Source organism: Pseudomonas sp. SDO524_S393 (assembly GCF_054071875.1).
This window is the reverse complement of sequence record NZ_JBSVVZ010000039.1, coordinates 41,166-58,131: the sequence shown is the minus strand read 5'-3', so window position 1 is coordinate 58,131 and position 16,966 is coordinate 41,166. Positions and strand designations below refer to the sequence as shown.

The following is a 16,966-nucleotide window of genomic DNA, read 5'->3' as shown; positions in this document are numbered from 1 at the left end:
CCAAGATAAACCTGCATGAAAGCGGGCTTGTGTGGGAGCTGGTTTGCCTGCGACAGCATCACCTCGGTGTATCAGTGACACCAGGCCGATGCTATCGCAGGCAAGCCAGCTCCCACATTTGATCTTCACACCCTTCAATACCGCGCTGGCGCTCAGGCTGAGGCATTTCAACAGCCTTTTTCCAACCGGAACAAGCTGTTACTGTACCGATCATAAAGCCCAAGCCGCCTGGATCGGATCTCTGACTTGAAGCGTCCCCTCCTTCTACTAATAAGTCTGGCCTTGAGCTTTGCTGCGAACGCGACGATTACCGAGAGCCACGGTTACACGCAGTTCGGCAGGCTCAAGTACCCGGCCAAATTCACCCACTTCGATTGGGTAAACCCTGCGGCGCCCAAAGGCGGCACTCTGCGGGTCATGGCGTTTGGCACGTTCGACACGCTCAACCCCTACACCTTCAAGGGCTCAAGCCCTGTTTCCACGCCCAACTTCCTGCAATATGGCGTCAACGAGCTGAACGAGCCGTTGATGGTCGGTACCGGCCAATACGCACCTTCGGGTGATGAACCCACGTCCAGCTATGGCCTCATCGCCCAGTCCGTGGAATACAGTGAGGACCGCAGCTGGGTGGTGTTCAACCTGCGCCCCGAAGCGCGGTTTCATGATGGCAAGCCGATCACCGCCTATGACGTGGCGTTTTCCTATCGCACCCTGCTGACCGAAGGCCATCCGCAGTACCGCACCAACCTGCAGGAAGTGGCACGGGTCGACATCCTCAACCGCCACCGCATCCGCTTCGTGTTCAAGCGCGCCGGCAACCCGCTGCTGATCCTGCGCCTGGGCGAGCTACCGGTACTGCCCCAGCATTACTGGAAAAACCGCGACTTCAAGGCCACCACCTTCGAACCACCGCTGGGCAGCGGGCCGTACCGCATCAGCAAGGTCACACCGGGGCGGCAGCTGGTGTTCGAACGGGTCAAGGACTACTGGGGCAAGGACCTGCCGGTCAACCAGGGCTTCTATAACTACGACAAGGTCGAGGTGGAGTTCTACCGCGACAGCGATGTGGCCTTCGAAGCCTTCAAGGCCGGCGAGTTCGACATCTATATCGAACACCAGGCCAAGAACTGGGCCAATGGCTACAACTTCCCGGCGGTGAACCGTGGCGACGTGATCAAGGCACAGATCGCCCATCAGATCCCGACCCAGAGCCAGGGCCTGTTCATGAACACCCGGCGCTCGACCTTCAGCCAGACCAAGGTGCGTGAAGCCCTGGGGCTGATGTTCGACTTCGAGTGGACCAACCGCACCCTGTTCAGCAGCGCCTACAAACGCACCTTGAGCTATTACCCCAACAGTGAGTTCTCGGCCACCGGCGTCCCGGTGGGCCATGAATGGCTGATGCTCTCGCCCTACCGCGACCAACTGCCGGCCAACCTGTTTACCCAGCCATTCAGCCTGCCTCAGACCGACGGTCGCGGCATCCCCCGCGAGACCATGCGCCGCGCGCTCAACCTGTTGGGCGAAGCCGGCTGGAAGCTGTCGGGCCAGCGCCTGCTCAACGGCGACGGGCAGCCGCTGCGTTTCGAGATCCTGCTGGTGAACCCGAACCTGGAGCGCATCCTGCAGCCCTATGTCGAGAACCTGATCAGCATCGGTATCGATGCGCGCCTGCGCACCGTCGACCGGGCACAATACAAACAGCGCCTGGATCAGTTCGACTTCGACATGATCCTGATCACCCTCAACCAGACACTCAGCCCGGGCCTTGAGCAGTGGCAGTACTTCCACTCCAGCCAGGCTGCGATCAAGGGCAGCAAGAACTATGCAGGCATCGCCAACCCCGTGGTCGATCACCTGCTGGAACAATTGCTCGCGGCCCAGACCCGTGAAGAACAACTGGCCGCCGGCCGGGCCCTGGACCGGGTGCTGCTGTGGCAGCACTACAGCATTCCCAACTGGTACCTCAACTATCATCGCCTGGCGTACCGCAACCGGTTCGCCTTTGTCACCACGCCGCCCTACAGCCTGGGCTTGAGCGCGTGGTGGCTGAAAGCTTCGGAGAAAGCCCAATGATGTCTTTGCGCACTGCCGTGTTCGGCAGCCTGCTGCTGTGTACCGCAGCCCACGCGGCGCCGCAACACGCGTTGACGCTGTACAACGAACCGCCCAAATACCCTGCCGACTTCAAGCACTTCGACTACGTCAACCCGGACGCCCCCAAGGGCGGTACCTTCCGCGAGTCGAGCATGGGCAGCTTCGACAGCCTCAACCCTTACATCAGCAAGGGTGTGCCGGCCGACAACATCAACCTGATCTACGACACCCTGGCGATGCAGAGCCTGGACGAACCCATCACCGAATACGGCCTGGTGGCGGGCAAGATAGAGAAGGCTCCGGACAACAGCTGGGTACGCTTCTACCTGCGCCCCGAAGCGCGCTTCCATGATGGTCACCCGATCCGCGCCGAAGATGTGGTGTTCACCTTCCAGACCCTCACGAAGGAAGGCTCGCCGATCTACCGCACCTACTACGCCGACGTCGACGAGGTGGTTGCCGAAGACCCGTTGCGGGTGCTGTTCAAATTCAAACGCACCAATAACCGCGAATTGCCGCTGATCCTCGGCCAACTGCCGGTGCTGCCCAAGCACTGGTGGAGCGGCCGCGACTTTGCCAAGGGCAACCTGGAAGTACCGCTGGGCAGCGGGCCATACAAGGTCGCCGAGATCAAGGCCGGGCGCATGATTCGCTATGAGCGGGTCAAGGACTACTGGGCCAGGGACCTGCCGGTGGCCAAAGGGTTCTACAACTTCGATTACCGCGTCACTGACTATTACCGCGACAACACCGTGGCCCTGGAGGCCCTGAAGGCCGGGCAGTTCGACTATTGGCTGGAAATCAGTGCCAAGAACTGGGCCAACGCCTATAACACCCCGGCAGTCACCGAAGGCCGCTTGATCAAGGAAGAGATTCCCAACGGCAACCCCACCGGCATGCAGGGTTTCGTGTTCAACACGCGTAAACCGATGTTCCAGGACGTGCGCGTGCGCAAAGCCATCAGTCTGTTGCTGGACTTCGAATGGAGCAACAAGCAGCTGTTCAACGGCGCCTACACCCGCAGCCGCAGTTATTTCGAAAACTCGGAAATGGCCGCCACCGGCCTGCCCGGCCCGGACGAAACCGCGATCCTCGAACCGCTGCGCGAGCAGATCCCGGCCGCCGTTTTCACCCAAGCCTTCGAACCCGCCAAAACCGACGGCAGCGGCATGATCCGCAGCCAGCAGCGCGAGGCCTACCAGTTGATGCAAGAGGCTGGCTGGCGCATCGTCGACGACAAGATGGTCGACACCCACGGCAAACCGGTGACCATCGAATTCCTGCTGGCCCAGACCGAATTCGAGCGTATCCTGCTGCCGTTCAAGCGCAACCTGGCAGACCTGGGCATCGACCTGATGATACGCCGGGTCGACGTCTCGCAATACATCAACCGCGTGCGCTCGCGGGACTTCGACATGATGGTGGGCAGCTTTCCGCAATCCAGCTCGCCGGGTAACGAACAGCGCGAATACTGGAAGTCGTCCAGCGCCGACAAACCCGGCAGCCGCAACTACATCGGCCTCAAGGACCCGGCCATCGATCAACTGGTGGAAGAGCTGATCGACGCCGACTCGCGCAAGAGCCTGGTGGCCCATGCCAAGGCCCTCGACCGGGTGCTGCAATTTGGCTACTACGTGATCCCCAACTGGCACATCAAGACGTTCCGCGTGGCGTATTGGGACCATCTCGGCCACCCCAAAGTCTCGCCGCGCTACGACGTCGGCACCGCCACCTGGTGGAGCAAGCCCAACGTGCAACCCGCCGTGACCCTGGACACCCCAACCAACGCCGATCCGGCGAACGGAGGCGATTGAATGCTGGCTTATATTGTTCGTCGCCTGCTGCTGATCATCCCCACCCTGTTCGGGATCCTGCTGATCAACTTCGTCATCATCCAGGCCGCTCCCGGTGGTCCGGTGGAGCAGATGATCGCCAAACTCGAGGGCTTTGACGGTGCCACCAGCCGCATTGCCGGCGGCGGCGCCGAGGTCTCGGTAGCGGGTTCCAGCTACCGGGGCGCCCAGGGCCTGGACCCGGCGCTGATCAAGGAAATCGAAAAGATGTACGGCTTCGACAAGTCGGCGCCGGAACGCTTGTGGATCATGGTCAAGAACTATGCGCGACTGGACTTCGGTGACAGCTTTTTCCGCGACGCCAAGGTCATCGACCTGATCAAGGAAAAAATGCCGGTGTCCATCTCCCTGGGGTTATGGAGCACGCTGATCATGTACCTGGTGTCGATTCCCCTGGGAATCGCCAAGGCGACGCGACACGGCAGCCACTTCGACGTGTGGACCAGCTCGGCGATCATCGTCGGTTATGCGATCCCGGCGTTCCTGTTCGCGATCCTGCTGATCGTGGTGTTTGCCGGCGGCAGTTATTTCGACTGGTTCCCGTTGCGTGGGCTCACCTCCAACAACTTCGACGAGCTGAGTTGGGGCGGCAAGATCCTCGATTACTTCTGGCACCTGGCGCTGCCGATCACCGCATTGGTGATCGGCAACTTCGCCACCATGACCCTGCTGACCAAGAACAGCTTTCTCGACGAGATCAACAAGCAATATGTGATCACCGCCAAGGCCAAGGGCCTCACCCACCGCCGCGTGCTGTATGGCCACGTGTTCCGCAATGCGATGCTGCTGGTGATCGCCGGTTTCCCCTCGGCGTTCATCGGCATCTTCTTCACCGGCTCGTTGCTGGTGGAAGTGATCTTCTCCCTCGACGGCCTGGGCCTGATGAGCTTTGAAGCGGCGATCAACCGCGACTACCCGGTGGTGTTCGGCACGCTGTTCATCTTCACCCTGCTGGGGCTGGTGGTGAAACTCATCGGCGACCTCACCTACACCCTGGTCGATCCGCGCATCGACTTCGCCAGCCGGGAGCATTGAGATGAACCTGTCCCCCCTCAATCGCCGCCGGTTCGAACGATTCAAGGCCAACAAGCGTGGCTGGTGGTCGCTGTGGCTGTTCCTGATCCTGTTTGTGCTGAGCCTGGGCGCCGAGCTGATCGCCAACGACAAGCCACTGGTGGTGCATTTCGACGGCGGCTGGTACTTCCCCGCCGTCAAGCGTTACCCGGAAACCACCTTCGGCGGCGAATTCCCGCTGGAGGCCAACTACAAGAGCCCGTACATCCAGGAACTGCTCAAGGCCAAGGACGCCTGGACGCTGTGGGCACCGATCCCGTTCAGCTACCAGAGCATCAACTACGACCTGAAAGTCCCCGCCCCCGCACCGCCCTCGTCGGTCAACCTGCTGGGCACCGACGACCAGGGCCGCGATGTGCTGGCGCGGGTGATCTACGGCTTTCGCGTGTCGGTGCTGTTCGCCCTCACCCTCACGGTGCTCAGTTCCATCATCGGCGTGATCGCCGGGGCCCTGCAGGGCTTTTATGGCGGCTGGGTCGACCTGGCCGGGCAGCGTTTCCTGGAGATCTGGTCCGGGCTGCCGGTGCTGTACCTGCTGATCATCCTCGCCAGTTTCGTGCAGCCCAATTTCTGGTGGCTGCTGGGGATCATGTTGCTGTTCTCCTGGATGAGCCTGGTGGACGTGGTGCGCGCCGAGTTCCTGCGCGGGCGCAACCTGGAATACGTGCGTGCGGCCAGGGCCCTGGGGATGCAGAACGGCGCGATCATGTTCCGGCATATCCTGCCCAACGCCATGGTCTCGACCATGACCTTTATGCCGTTCATCCTCACCGGCGCCATCGGCACCCTCACTGCCCTGGACTTCCTCGGCTTCGGCCTGCCTGCCGGTTCGCCGTCCCTGGGGGAACTGGTGGCCCAGGGCAAATCCAACCTGCAAGCACCGTGGTTGGGCATGAGTGCCTTTGCCGTGCTGGCGATCATGTTGAGCCTGCTGGTGTTTATCGGCGAGTCCGCTCGCGATGCCTTCGACCCGAGGAAATGAGATGAGTCAGGACAATCTGATCGAAATCCGCGACCTCAGTGTCGAGTTTGTCGTGGGCTGCAACCACCAGCGCGTGGTCAACAACGTCAGCTTCGACATCAAGCGCGGCGAAACCCTGGCCCTGGTGGGCGAAAGCGGTTCGGGCAAATCGGTGACCGCGCACTCGATCCTGCGCCTGCTGCCCTACCCCCTGGCCCGGCACCCGTCCGGCACCATCGAATACGCCGGGCAAGACTTGCTGACCCTCAAGGAAAAAACCATCCGGCACATTCGCGGCAACCGCATCGCGATGATTTTCCAGGAGCCGATGACCTCGCTGAACCCGCTGCACTCCATCGAAAAGCAGATCAACGAAGTGCTTGGCCTGCACAAGGGGCTCACCGGCAAGGTCGCTACCCGCCGCACCCTGGAGCTGCTGGAGCTGGTGGGCATTCCCGAGCCGCACAAACGCCTGAAGGCGCTGCCCCATGAACTCTCCGGCGGCCAGCGCCAACGGGTGATGATCGCCATGGCCCTGGCCAACGAGCCTGAACTGTTGATCGCCGATGAACCGACCACCGCCCTCGACGTGACGGTACAGCTGAAGATCCTGCAACTGCTCAAGGAACTGCAGGCACGCCTGGGCATGGCATTGCTGCTGATCAGTCACGACCTGAACCTGGTACGGCGCATCGCCCACCGTGTATGCGTGATGCAACAGGGTTGCATTGTGGAGCAGGCGGACTGCGAGACCCTGTTCCAGTCGCCCCGGCACCCGTACACCCAGGAACTGCTGGCGGCAGAACCCAGCGGCGGACCGGCGACCAACGTGGCGGGACCGCCGCTGCTGGAAGTCGATGACTTGAAAGTGTGGTTCCCGATCAAGAAGGGCTTTTTGCGCAATACCGTCGATTACGTCAAGGCGGTGGATGGCATCAACTTCAGCCTGCCCCAGGGGCAGACCCTGGGCATCGTCGGCGAAAGCGGCTCGGGCAAATCCACCCTGGGCCTGGCGATCCTGCGCCTGATCGGCAGCCAGGGCGGCATTCGTTTCGAGGGCTTGCAGTTGGACAGCCTCAACCAGCAGCAGGTGCGCCCGTTGCGCCGGGAAATGCAGGTGGTATTCCAGGACCCGTTCGGCAGCCTGAGCCCGCGCATGTGCGTCAGCGAGATCGTCGGTGAGGGCCTGCGCATTCACAAAATGGGCACGCCGGTCGAGCAGGAAGCGGCGATCATCGCGGCGCTCAAGGAAGTCGGCCTGGACCCGGAATCCCGGCATCGCTACCCCCATGAATTCTCGGGCGGCCAGCGCCAGCGCATCGCCATCGCCCGTGCCCTGGTGCTCAAACCGCGCCTGATCCTGCTCGACGAACCCACCTCCGCCCTGGACCGCACGGTACAGCGCCAAGTGGTGGAATTGCTGCGCAGCCTGCAAGCCAAGTACAACCTGACCTACCTGTTCATCAGCCATGACCTGGCGGTGGTGAAGGCGCTCAGCCACCAATTGATGGTGGTCAAGCACGGGCAGGTGGTGGAACAGGGCGACGCCAAAACCATCTTCGCCGCGCCGCAACATGGCTACACACGGCAGTTGCTGGAGGCGGCGTTCCTGGCGCCGCGCCCATGAGCGACGCAACCGCCCCACTGTTCTGGCGTGACCCCGCGCTGCCTTTTATCGAAGCGCGGGCCATCGCCGACGGGCGCAAGGTCACCTACAGCCGGCATGCCCACGAGCATTTCTCCATCGGAGCGGTCACCAGCGGGCGCAGTTATTACCACTATGGCGCGCAGACCTTCCAGATCAGCGCCGGCACAGTGGTGTTGATGAACCCGGGGGATGTGCACGCGTGCAACCCGATAGAGAACGAGCCCTGGTCCTACCGGATGCTGTACCTCGATACGCCCTGGCTCACGGACTTGCAACACCAGTTGGGCTTCAGCATCGACCAGGGCTATCGCCCGTTCAACACGCCCCACACACAGGATGCGCAGTTGTACAGCGGCCTGCTGGAACTGTACCGGGTGCTGGTGGATGAACACGCCGAGCACCTGCACAAACAGAGCGTGCTGGTCAGCTACTTCAGCGAGGTTCAGCAGCGTTTGAACCCTTCCGGCATGCCACCGCGTGAAGCCAATGGCAAACTGGAGCGAGCGGCGGAGTACATCCGCGCGCACTGCACGTTGGCGGTGAAACTGGAAGACATCTGCGCGGCAGCCGAGCTGTCGCCGTCCTACCTGATCCGTGCCTTCAAGCAGTATTACGGGCTGACACCCCACGCATTCCTGGTGAACCAGCGCATTCAATTTGCCCGCACCCGGCTGCGCCAGGGCGAGTTGATCGCCGATGTGGCACTGGCGGCGGGCTTTGCCGACCAGGCGCATTTCCAGCGTACCTTCAAGCAACATGTTGCGGCCACGCCGGGCCGGTACCGTGACCGCCTCAAGCCATCAACAGATAACCCACACTGGCCACCAGCAACGCAGCCATCGAACGGTTGAACAACCGCACGCCCCGTGGGTTGCCCAGGTAACGCCGCAGAAACGTTCCGGCCCAGGCCCAGCACGCCACCGACAGGTAGCAGATCACCAGGTACAGACCGGCAAACAACCAGACCTGCCCCGCCGCACCGTCCGCCACGAACAGTCCCATCCCGGCCACACAGGCCAGCCACGCCTTGGGGTTGAGCCACTGCATGAGTGCGCCGTAGAACATCGACGGCACTTTCGCGCTGCCCTCGGCGTCCAGCTGGCCGTCATCCATCGCCAGCTTCCATGCCATGTACAGCAAAAAAGCCACCCCGCCCCATTGGATCAGTTGGGTCAGCACTGGCCAACGCAGCAGCACTTCATGCAACCCCAAGCCGATCAGCACCAATAGCAAGGTGAACCCCACCGCCGCACCGAACACATGCTTCTGGCTGGCGGCAAAGCCGAAGCGCGCGCCTGAACTCAAGGCCACCACATTGACCGGTCCCGGCGTGATGGACGTAGCCAACGCGAACGCGGCCATGGAAAGGATCAAGCTCATTGCAGCTCCTTTTGATGCGAGGAAGAACGTTGGGACCACGGTAAACGGCGAATGTCGGGCGGTATTGAAGAAAATGCCCCTTGGCCAACTATTTTGTATACGACTGTAGACTTATTTCATTTTCAGCTCTACAGTCAGCCTCACTTCATTGACACATGCTGGAGAACACACATGGCAGAAACGGTTCTGGTCACCGGTGGTACGGGCTATATCGCCGGCTGGTGCCTGGCGGGCCTGTTGCAACAGGGCTATCAGGTGCGCACCAGCCTGCGCAATCTGGACAAGGCTGCGGGTGTGCGAGCGGCGTTGAGCGGCCAGGGTATCGATCATCATCGCTTGTCGTTCTTCGTCGCCGACCTCACCCGCGACGCCGGATGGGACGCTGCCATGGTCGGTTGTGATTACGTGCTGCACGTGGCCTCGCCCCTGGGCCTGGACGCGCCGCAGCATATCGACGACATGATCGGCCCGGCCCGTGACGGCACCCTGCGCATCCTGCGGGCCGCCACCCGTGCCGGGGTACGCCGGGTGGTCATGACCAGCGCGGCGACGGTCGCCACCCCGCCACTGCAAAGCCCCGACAGCCTGAGCGACGAGACGGTGTGGTTCGACCCGAACGAAACCAACGTGATTCCGTACCGCCAGGCCAAGCGTCAGGCCGAACGCGCTGCATGGGAGTTCATGGCCGACCACACCGGCATCACCACCCTGACCACCGTTCTGCCGGGGGCGGTCTTCGGGCCGATCATGAGCCGCGACACCTTCGGCTCGGTGCAAGTCATCGCACGCTTGCTGCAAGGCCGGGCCAAGGGCAACCCGCGCCTGGGTTTCGAAGTGGTGGATGTACGTGACCTGGCCGACCTGCATATCCGCGCCATGACCGCCCCGGCCGCTGCCGGCCAGCGGATACTGGGCGTCGGGAGGTTCATGTGGATGGCCGAGATTTCCCAGGTGCTGCGCGACCGGCTGGGGGACGCTGCCCGCAAGGTGCCCACGCGCAACATCCCCGATTGGCTGTTGCGGCTGCTGGCGCGTTTCGACCCGCTGTTGCGCAGCCTTACCCCGAACCTGGGTCGGGCACACCGCCACAGTGCGGAAAAAGCCCATCGACTACTCGGCTGGCAACCGCGCCCGGCGGAAGACACACTGATCGATTGTGCCAATAGCCTGATTAGCCAAAAAGCCCTTTAGACGGTTTTATTCCATTGATATAGCTGAATTTTTTCTTTCAGCCAGAGAATTCCAATAGGCAAAAATGCGTTTTTTCCGGCCCGGGGCCGGTGCTAGAGTTCAGCGCCTACTCACTGCAAAAAGGAACCGCCATGTCACGCCGTCTACTGGCAGCTGCCTGCCTGTTGCTGTCCTTCTCCGCGGCCCAGGCCGCCGAACGCTGGGAAACCCTGCCGCCGACACCCGCCCCCGTCGCCGGGGCAAAAACCGGCTATGCCGCGGTCAACGGCATCAAGGTCTACTACACCCGCACCGGCCACGGCTCGCCAGTGGTGTTGCTGCATGGCGGCCTGTCCAACTCCGACTATTGGGGCAACCAGGTCAAGGCCCTGTCGGCCAAGCACGAAGTGATCAGCATCGACAGCCGTGGCCACGGGCGCAGCTCGCGCAACGAACAACCCTACGGCTATGACCTGATGGCCGACGACGTGGTGGCCGTGCTCGACAGCCTGAAAATCCCGCGTGCCGATATCGTCGGCTGGAGCGACGGGGCAATCATCGGCATCGACCTGGCCCTGCGCCATCCGGCGCGCATCGGCAAGGTCTTCGCCTTCGCCGCCAACACCCAGACTTCAGGTGTGAAGGACGCCGTGGAGAAGAACCCGACCTTCGCGGCGTTCATCGAACGCGCCGGCAAGGAGTACGCGAAGTTGTCGCCAACGCCGAAGGAGTACGAGGCGTTCGTCGAGCAGATCAGCCATATGTGGGCCAGCCAACCGAACTGGACCGATGCGCAACTGGCAAGCATCAAGACGCCGATCCTGATCGCCGATGGTGACCATGACGAGGCGATCAAGCGCGAACACACCGAGTACATGGCCGCGACCATCCCGGGTGCCGGGCTGCTGATTCTGCCGAACACCAGCCACTTTGCCTTCCTGCAGGACCCGGCGTTGTTCAATGCTGCCTTGCTGGGCTTCCTCGACAGCAAATAGACCCTGTACCCTGTGGGCGCGCACGCGCTGTGCGCCCACAGATCCCAGCCATGTCAGGACCTCCATGCCCAATCCGACTCCACGACGGCGCAATGCCGCCGCCACCCGCGACGCCATTCTGTTGTCCGCGCGCAAAGCCTTCGCCCAATCGGGCTACGATGGTGCTGGCGTGCGCGAAATCGCCGCCGGTGCGGGCGTGACAGCGATGCTGGTCAACCGTTACTTCGGCTCCAAGGAACAGCTGTTCGCCGAAGTGATCGCCGACACCATGGCCAGCCCGATCATCCTCACCGAAGACAACCTCAGCTCGGAAAACCTCGGACGCACCATGGCCACCGCGCTGGTCAGCATCACCGAGGCCGGCAGCACGCCGCTGGAAGGTTTCCTGATCATGCTGCATTCGGCGTCAAGCAAACGCGCCGCCGTGATCGGCCGCGAGCAGGTGGAAAAAGGCCATCAGGCTACCATGGCGGCCGCGCTCAAGGGCGCGCACCACGAAGAACGCGCGGCATTGGTGATGGCGCTGGTTTCGGGGTTTCAGGTGATGCGCCAGATGCTTGAACTGCAGGCCCTGGCCAAGGCCGATCCGCAGGTATTGATCGACCTGCTCACGCCGCTGTTCCAGCAACTGGTGGATGGCTAGGCGCGCTTACTTCACAAACAGCTCGCGGTCCCGGGCCTTGATATGACCGGGGCGGTAATACGCGTCGAACCAGGTCTTCTCCCCCTCTGCCGGAGGCTTGGCCAGGCGCAGCGTCTGATTGGCACCAGGCTGGCGGGCATTGGCGCGAAAGTGGAAATGGTCGAACAGCAGCAACGCCTGGATCGCATAGACCACCGCCACCTTGCGGTCTTCGATGCGGATCAGGTGGTCGCCGTTGTTCTTTTCACCGCCCCCGGCCAGGTTGGATGACCCGGTGTACACCGTAGGGTTGGCGCCATTGAAATCGGTGACCACAAACTTGTTGTGCACCATGTTCCCGGCATTGCCCGACCACTCCGCCTTGAACGGCGCCGGCGCGTTGCCCGCCAGGTACGCGAACGGCAGCAACCCCACCGAGCCATCCGGTTTGCGCACCGCCAGCTTGCCGGTGCGCTGGGCCACGCCGTAGGAGAACAGCGAACGCTGCATCAACTCGTCCAGCGCATCGCGCACCTTGCCGTTGATCAGGCTGAGGAACACGATGGAATACAGTACCGAACTGGTCGCCTGTTCGATGCTGCTGGCGATGGGGTCCAGGGACAACGCGCTGTCGGCGTGAGGCGCAAAGCACAACGAGACTTTGGAACCTGGCTGGTCACGCACTACCCACCACTGTTGCGACAGCGGGTTTTTGCGAAAAGCCTCGGGCGCCGTCCAATAGGCGTCGAATACCTCGGCGAATTTGCCGGCGACGGTTTCGTCGTCGAACAGCAACACGTTGTTGGCCTGGATATACAAACCGCGCAAGGCAAAGTTGGTGGAACCGCCCAGCACCCGAATGGCCTTGCCGGCGCGCCGTACGATCAACACCTTGTTGTGTTGCTGGCTGGAGAAATGCAAACGCTTGATCTGCGCCCCGGCCGCCGTCAAACGCTCGGCGCTGAGGCTTTCACAACTGTCGGCGGCGCCCTGGTCATCATGGTCATCGATGATCGCCCGCAGCCGCGGGCCGAGCGATTCCAGGCGACGCAGGATGTCCGGTTCCTTGCTTTCGTAGATCAGCGCGTCGAGGGTCAATGCGGGGTCGTTCGCCACCTGTTCCAGCACTTGCAGTATCAACTCGCGGGCCTCGAAGCCCAGCCATTGATAGTTGCGCTCGAACGGCGCCATGTCCAGGTCCAGGTACGCACGGGGCGCGGAACGCGCCGGTGGCAGAATGCGGGTTTCATTGTTGAAGCGATCGCCGTAGGCCTGCGACGAGGCAAAGCCGCGGGTGAAACCGACGTTCACGAACTGGTTGATGGTTTGCGCTTCCAGGGACACCTGGTTTTCCAGGCTCACGCCCTTGGACAGAGTCCCGTCCTCCTTCATATAGCAGGCGGTGACGCGGTAGCGGTACACACCGGTCAGAATCTCGCTGGGCACGTGGATCCAGCGAAATTTCTGGAACGGGGCTTCAGTGGAAGGAAAGCTGCGCGAACGCTCGGGGGTGGGTGGGTAATCGAAGTGCAGCCGGTTGTAGAGCGCGCCCCATTTGTCGGCGCCGGGGTAGCGCACTTCGATGCTGAAGCCGACAAAATCGCGGGTGGCCAGGTCTGGCGCCAGGTCGAATGCCAGCAGCGCAGCCCCCTCGCCCCGGTAGAGCTTGAAGGTCAACCCCTGGGAAGTGGTCTTGCATTCGAAATCGGTGGTCATGGTCTGTCTCCTGTCCTTGAAGACCTCCAAACACCGGACTGGGCCGAAGCCCGCTCACCACAGGGAGGCGGTCCCGTACAGTCTAGCCTTTGCGGGGCTTCAAGCCACAGGCGCTTGTGTGACGATATCTTCAATTCCCAACACACGCCCGTCCTGGGACAGCACTTCGACCTTGCGCAGCGGTTGCAACGACTGCGCGTCGAGCACCCGCCGACCGTCCGCCTCAGGCGTGGTAAACGCCTCGCCCCATTGCGCCAGGGTCACCAGCACCGGCATCAGTGCACGGCCCTTGTCAGTCAGTTGATATTCGCTGCGCGCGCCCACTTCGCTGGTCTGCAACAGGCCTTGCTCGACCATGTCCTTGAGGCGCGTGGCGAGGATGTTTTTCGCCACGCCCAGACGCCTCTGGAAATCACCGAAGCGCGTCACGCCGGCAAAGGCATCGCGGATGATCAGCAGCGTCCACCAATCGCCCACCACATCCAGGGCACGGGCAACCGGGCAGCCATCGCCTTCCAGGCATTTACGTTTCATCGGGCGCCTCCGGGCTGACTGAAAAATTCAGGTTGCATTATAGGACCATCTCACGCAGGATAAAAACAGTTTCATTATTAAACCTAATTCGCAGCCTGGAGTTCATCATGGATATTCGTGGAAAAGTGGTACTGGTCACCGGCGCCAATCGCGGCCTGGGCAAAGCGTTCGTCAGCGCGCTGCTGCAAGGCGGCGCGGCCAAGGTCTACGCCGCCGCGCGTGACCCGCGCAGCGTGGACATTCCCGGCAGCACGCCGATCGCCCTGGACGTCACCGACACCGCCAGCGTGCAACGCGCCGCCGAGCAGTACACCGATGTCGAGGTGCTGATCAATAACGCCGGCGCCCTCACCCGTGGCGCATTGCTGGACGATGACAGCGTCGAAAACCTGCAACAGCACTTTGACGTGAACACCTTGGGCACCCTGCGCGTCACCCGCGCGTTCGCCCCGATCCTCGCCCGACAAGGCGGCGGCGCGCTGATCAATATCCTTTCGGTGTTGAGCTGGTTGAGTTCGCCGGGCACCGGCGGTTACAGCGCGTCCAAATCCGCGCAGTGGAGCCTGACCAACGGCCTGCGCAGCGAATTGCGCGAGCAGAAAACCCTGGTGATCGGCGTTCACCCCGCGTACATAGACACCGACATGACCGCCGGTATCGAAGCGCCCAAAAGCACACCCCAGGAAGTGGTCGCGCTGACCCTGCAAGCGCTCAGCGAAGGACGCGAAGAAGTGGTGATCACCGACATGGGCCACGCGATCAAGGCGTCGCTGTCGACGCAAAGCCCGCTCTACCTCACCCGCTGATCAACGAAAAGTGCGCGCCCACCCCGGCGCGCACGCCCTCGCCCACCGCCAATGCCACGGAGCCCCCTGCCAACGCAGTATCGCCACAGGCAAACACACCGGGCACCGAAGTCTGGCGGAGGTCGTTGACGGACACATACGCACCGGTCGGGCCTTCCAGCAGTTCGCACCCCAATTGCTCGGCCAACCCACTGATACGGGTGCGGGACATCGTAAACACGCCGTCGAGGTTGAACACCCGACCGTCGTCCAGCTCCACATCGGCACGCTCACCGCGCAAACGCCTGACCTTGCCAGGCTCCACCGTCACGCCACGTCGATCCAACTGCGCCTGTTGCTCGGCATCCGGGGTGAACACAGCATTGGTGAACAGCGTCGTGTCGCCCCAATCCGGCAGCAAGAGCGCGTGATGCATCGCCAGCGGCGAAGTGGCCAACACGCCGATACGGCCCTGATCCAATTCATACCCGTGGCAGTAGGGGCAATGAAACACCCGCGTGCCCCAACGCTCCTGCAAACCATCGATGGCCGGCAGTTCGTCCACCACGCCGGTGGCGAGGATCAATCGCCTGGCCTGCAACTCACCGTTGCATTCGGTGCGTACGCTGAAACCGTCCGATGTCGCACGCGCCTGGAGCACGCGGTCCTGCACCCAATTGACCGTCGGGTATTCCATCAATTGGCTGCGACCTTCCGCAGCGATGACCTCGGGCGGCTGGCCATCCTGGCCGAGAAACCCATGGGACGTCGTCGCGAACCGGTTGCGCCGCTGCCCCGCGTCAATCACCAGCACCTTGCGCCGTGCCCGCGCCAGTTGCAGCCCTGCGGACAGGCCGGCGTAGCTGCCGCCGACGATAATGACGTCATGCATCATGAGAGTGCCCCGTGTTTTGGTGCCTGCGGTTATCCGCGGGCTTTCACGACACACCATAAGTTACGTAAAAATACGCCGTCAAGTATCTCGCAACTTTTCAGGTTACACACGATACTGCCGGTCGAATCGACCCGAGGTTTTTTGATGAGAAACGACACCCGGCTTTCGCGCATGTTGCATGTGCTGATCCACATGGGCCGCCACGAAGAACGCGCCACATCGGACACCATCGCACAGATGCTCGGCACCAACCCGGTGGTGGTGCGGCGCACCCTGGGGCTACTCAAGGAGAAAGGGTACGTACGCTCGGAAAAAGGCCATCAAGGTGGCTGGACGCTGGGCAAACCCTTGAGTGAAATCACCTTGCTGAATATTCACAACGCCCTGGGCACGCCGTCGATCTTCGCCATCGGCCTGTCCACCGATCACCCGCAATGCCTGGTGGAACAAGCGGTGAACGCTGCACTCACGGATGCCTTCGAGCAGGCCCAGGCGTTGCTGTTGGAACGCCTGGGCACCGTCACGCTGGCGCAATTGGCCGAGGATTTCGACGAGCGCTACCGTCTGGCCATGCTGCCCTAGCGCTGCGCGGGGATACGGATATCGCCGTCGCGGCACTGGGTTTTCACACTGCGCGGGCAACCGGCGAAGGCCAGGTCCTTGGTCAGGCACACGCGCACTTCCGACAGCACCTTGCCCTTGCAGATCACCGCCAACCCACGGTTGCCCATGCGCGGGTTGCTCTCGCGGAACAACGCCTCGATCTCGCTGGCCGGCAGCGACGGCGGTGTATTGAACGGCTGCAACTGCGCCGGAATCACCACGGCACCCAGCGCCGCATCGGTTTTTTCCAGGTACGCCAGGGGCTCGAGCCCGCTGCACGTGCCGTGCTTGGCCCATTCATGCCGGAGCAGTGCGCGGGTCGGAAACAACGCAGCGCCCTTGTCGGCCTCTTCACGGCTCAACGAGGATTGCGGCGCACAGGATGCCGGCCAGCCTCCCTGCGCGTACTGCGGCCACAAACCATGCAACACAAACCCGTAGCCCTTGCCCGAGCATTGCTCATTGTCCGGATGGGTCAGGCAAAAGGTCGGAGACCACGACAGCGACAACACGTAAAAATCAAACTCGCCCGGCGTTCCCTGGTTACGCGGAGCCGCCATTGCACTTGTGGCGATTGCCAGCCACACCACCATCCAATATTTCATTCGTCCATTCCTTGAGAAAACCGTCGCC

The 16,966-nt window shown here is 62.2% G+C and carries 16 protein-coding genes; 11 read left to right on the top strand and 5 right to left on the bottom strand.

Annotated elements, in window-relative coordinates; translation table 11 throughout:
• Positions 1-246 precede the first annotated feature (246 nt).
• Genes ACW9IB_RS18045 through ACW9IB_RS18020 form a run of 6 tightly spaced genes read left to right on the top strand, consistent with a single transcriptional unit; the run spans position 247 to position 8,484 of the window.
• Entirely contained in the window at positions 247-2,076 is a 1,830-nt protein-coding gene (locus ACW9IB_RS18045) for an extracellular solute-binding protein (RefSeq protein ID WP_457414757.1), read from the top strand.
• The gene (locus tag ACW9IB_RS18040; protein ID WP_457414755.1) at positions 2,073-3,911 is read left to right on the top strand and encodes an extracellular solute-binding protein; all 1,839 of its coding nucleotides are present in this window, start codon (positions 2,073-2,075) and stop codon (positions 3,909-3,911) included. The genes ACW9IB_RS18045 and ACW9IB_RS18040 overlap by 4 nt, the downstream gene beginning before the upstream one ends.
• A complete protein-coding gene (locus tag ACW9IB_RS18035) occupies positions 3,912-4,985 on the top strand; it encodes a microcin C ABC transporter permease YejB (protein ID WP_457367812.1) in 1,074 nt (357 codons plus the stop codon).
• A 1-nt stretch (position 4,986) separates the two neighbouring features.
• Positions 4,987-6,006 (top strand): ABC transporter permease, encoded by a 1,020-nt coding sequence (locus tag ACW9IB_RS18030; RefSeq protein WP_457367813.1) that lies wholly within the window; start codon positions 4,987-4,989, stop codon positions 6,004-6,006.
• Position 6,007: 1 nt separating this feature from the next.
• Positions 6,008-7,612: an ABC transporter ATP-binding protein gene (locus ACW9IB_RS18025; protein WP_457414753.1), complete on the top strand. Its 1,605-nt coding sequence runs from the start codon at positions 6,008-6,010 to the stop codon at positions 7,610-7,612.
• Positions 7,609-8,484, top strand: coding sequence for an AraC family ligand binding domain-containing protein (locus tag ACW9IB_RS18020; RefSeq protein WP_457414752.1), 876 nt, complete (start codon positions 7,609-7,611; stop codon positions 8,482-8,484). Before ACW9IB_RS18025 ends, ACW9IB_RS18020 begins: the two co-directional genes overlap by 4 nt.
• Here ACW9IB_RS18020 and ACW9IB_RS18015 read toward each other — a convergent pair.
• The gene (locus tag ACW9IB_RS18015; protein ID WP_457367816.1) at positions 8,426-9,013 is read right to left on the bottom strand and encodes a LysE family translocator; all 588 of its coding nucleotides are present in this window, start codon (positions 9,011-9,013) and stop codon (positions 8,426-8,428) included. The genes ACW9IB_RS18020 and ACW9IB_RS18015 overlap by 59 nt on opposite strands.
• A gap of 171 nt (positions 9,014-9,184) precedes the next feature.
• Here ACW9IB_RS18015 and ACW9IB_RS18010 point away from each other — a divergent pair, with 171 nt between their 5' ends.
• From ACW9IB_RS18010 to ACW9IB_RS18000, 3 genes are all read left to right on the top strand, one after another.
• Positions 9,185-10,204, top strand: coding sequence for an NAD-dependent epimerase/dehydratase family protein (locus tag ACW9IB_RS18010; RefSeq protein WP_457414750.1), 1,020 nt, complete (start codon positions 9,185-9,187; stop codon positions 10,202-10,204).
• A gap of 131 nt (positions 10,205-10,335) precedes the next feature.
• Positions 10,336-11,178: an alpha/beta fold hydrolase gene (locus ACW9IB_RS18005; RefSeq protein ID WP_457367818.1), complete on the top strand. Its 843-nt coding sequence runs from the start codon at positions 10,336-10,338 to the stop codon at positions 11,176-11,178.
• Between the two features lie 64 nt (positions 11,179-11,242).
• On the top strand, positions 11,243-11,821 hold the full coding sequence (locus ACW9IB_RS18000; protein WP_457367819.1) for a TetR/AcrR family transcriptional regulator: 579 nt from the start codon (positions 11,243-11,245) through the stop codon (positions 11,819-11,821).
• Positions 11,822-11,827: 6 nt separating this feature from the next.
• Here ACW9IB_RS18000 and ACW9IB_RS17995 read toward each other — a convergent pair whose 3' ends face one another.
• Entirely contained in the window at positions 11,828-13,516 is a 1,689-nt protein-coding gene (locus ACW9IB_RS17995) for a phospholipase D-like domain-containing protein (RefSeq protein ID WP_457414749.1), read from the bottom strand.
• A 99-nt stretch (positions 13,517-13,615) separates the two neighbouring features.
• Positions 13,616-14,050: a winged helix-turn-helix transcriptional regulator gene (locus tag ACW9IB_RS17990; RefSeq protein ID WP_457367821.1), complete on the bottom strand. Its 435-nt coding sequence runs from the start codon at positions 14,048-14,050 to the stop codon at positions 13,616-13,618.
• A 107-nt stretch (positions 14,051-14,157) separates the two neighbouring features.
• On the opposite strand from ACW9IB_RS17990, the gene ACW9IB_RS17985 reads away from it, so the two are divergent.
• The gene (locus ACW9IB_RS17985) at positions 14,158-14,856 is read left to right on the top strand and encodes an SDR family oxidoreductase (RefSeq protein ID WP_457367822.1); all 699 of its coding nucleotides are present in this window, start codon (positions 14,158-14,160) and stop codon (positions 14,854-14,856) included.
• Here ACW9IB_RS17985 and ACW9IB_RS17980 read toward each other — a convergent pair.
• Positions 14,846-15,730 carry an NAD(P)/FAD-dependent oxidoreductase gene (locus ACW9IB_RS17980; protein WP_457414748.1) on the bottom strand — a complete coding sequence of 295 codons (885 nt, stop codon included), beginning with the start codon at positions 15,728-15,730 and terminating at the stop codon, positions 14,846-14,848. The genes ACW9IB_RS17985 and ACW9IB_RS17980 overlap by 11 nt on opposite strands.
• Positions 15,731-15,874: 144 nt before the next feature.
• Between ACW9IB_RS17980 and ACW9IB_RS17975 the strand changes: the two genes are divergently transcribed.
• A complete protein-coding gene (locus ACW9IB_RS17975; RefSeq protein WP_457414747.1) occupies positions 15,875-16,312 on the top strand; it encodes an Rrf2 family transcriptional regulator in 438 nt (145 codons plus the stop codon).
• Here ACW9IB_RS17975 and ACW9IB_RS17970 read toward each other — a convergent pair.
• Positions 16,309-16,938 (bottom strand): ribonuclease T2 family protein, encoded by a 630-nt coding sequence (locus ACW9IB_RS17970; protein WP_457367825.1) that lies wholly within the window; start codon positions 16,936-16,938, stop codon positions 16,309-16,311. The two genes, ACW9IB_RS17975 and ACW9IB_RS17970, sit on opposite strands and share 4 nt — an antisense overlap.
• Positions 16,939-16,966 lie beyond the last annotated feature (28 nt).

Coding starts and splice junctions, on each gene's coding strand:
- ACW9IB_RS18040 (WP_457414755.1), top strand. CDS start 2,073: ATGATGTCTTTGCGCACTGCCGTGTTCGGCAGCCTGCTGCTGTGTACC.
- ACW9IB_RS18035 (WP_457367812.1), top strand. CDS start 3,912: ATGCTGGCTTATATTGTTCGTCGCCTGCTGCTGATCATCCCCACCCTG.
- ACW9IB_RS18030 (WP_457367813.1), top strand. CDS start 4,987: ATGAACCTGTCCCCCCTCAATCGCCGCCGGTTCGAACGATTCAAGGCC.
- ACW9IB_RS18025 (WP_457414753.1), top strand. CDS start 6,008: ATGAGTCAGGACAATCTGATCGAAATCCGCGACCTCAGTGTCGAGTTT.
- ACW9IB_RS18020 (WP_457414752.1), top strand. CDS start 7,609: ATGAGCGACGCAACCGCCCCACTGTTCTGGCGTGACCCCGCGCTGCCT.
- ACW9IB_RS18015 (WP_457367816.1), bottom strand. CDS start 9,013: ATGAGCTTGATCCTTTCCATGGCCGCGTTCGCGTTGGCTACGTCCATC.
- ACW9IB_RS18010 (WP_457414750.1), top strand. CDS start 9,185: ATGGCAGAAACGGTTCTGGTCACCGGTGGTACGGGCTATATCGCCGGC.
- ACW9IB_RS18005 (WP_457367818.1), top strand. CDS start 10,336: ATGTCACGCCGTCTACTGGCAGCTGCCTGCCTGTTGCTGTCCTTCTCC.
- ACW9IB_RS18000 (WP_457367819.1), top strand. CDS start 11,243: ATGCCCAATCCGACTCCACGACGGCGCAATGCCGCCGCCACCCGCGAC.
- ACW9IB_RS17995 (WP_457414749.1), bottom strand. CDS start 13,516: ATGACCACCGATTTCGAATGCAAGACCACTTCCCAGGGGTTGACCTTC.
- ACW9IB_RS17990 (WP_457367821.1), bottom strand. CDS start 14,050: ATGAAACGTAAATGCCTGGAAGGCGATGGCTGCCCGGTTGCCCGTGCC.
- ACW9IB_RS17985 (WP_457367822.1), top strand. CDS start 14,158: ATGGATATTCGTGGAAAAGTGGTACTGGTCACCGGCGCCAATCGCGGC.
- ACW9IB_RS17980 (WP_457414748.1), bottom strand. CDS start 15,730: ATGATGCATGACGTCATTATCGTCGGCGGCAGCTACGCCGGCCTGTCC.
- ACW9IB_RS17975 (WP_457414747.1), top strand. CDS start 15,875: ATGAGAAACGACACCCGGCTTTCGCGCATGTTGCATGTGCTGATCCAC.
- ACW9IB_RS17970 (WP_457367825.1), bottom strand. CDS start 16,938: ATGAAATATTGGATGGTGGTGTGGCTGGCAATCGCCACAAGTGCAATG.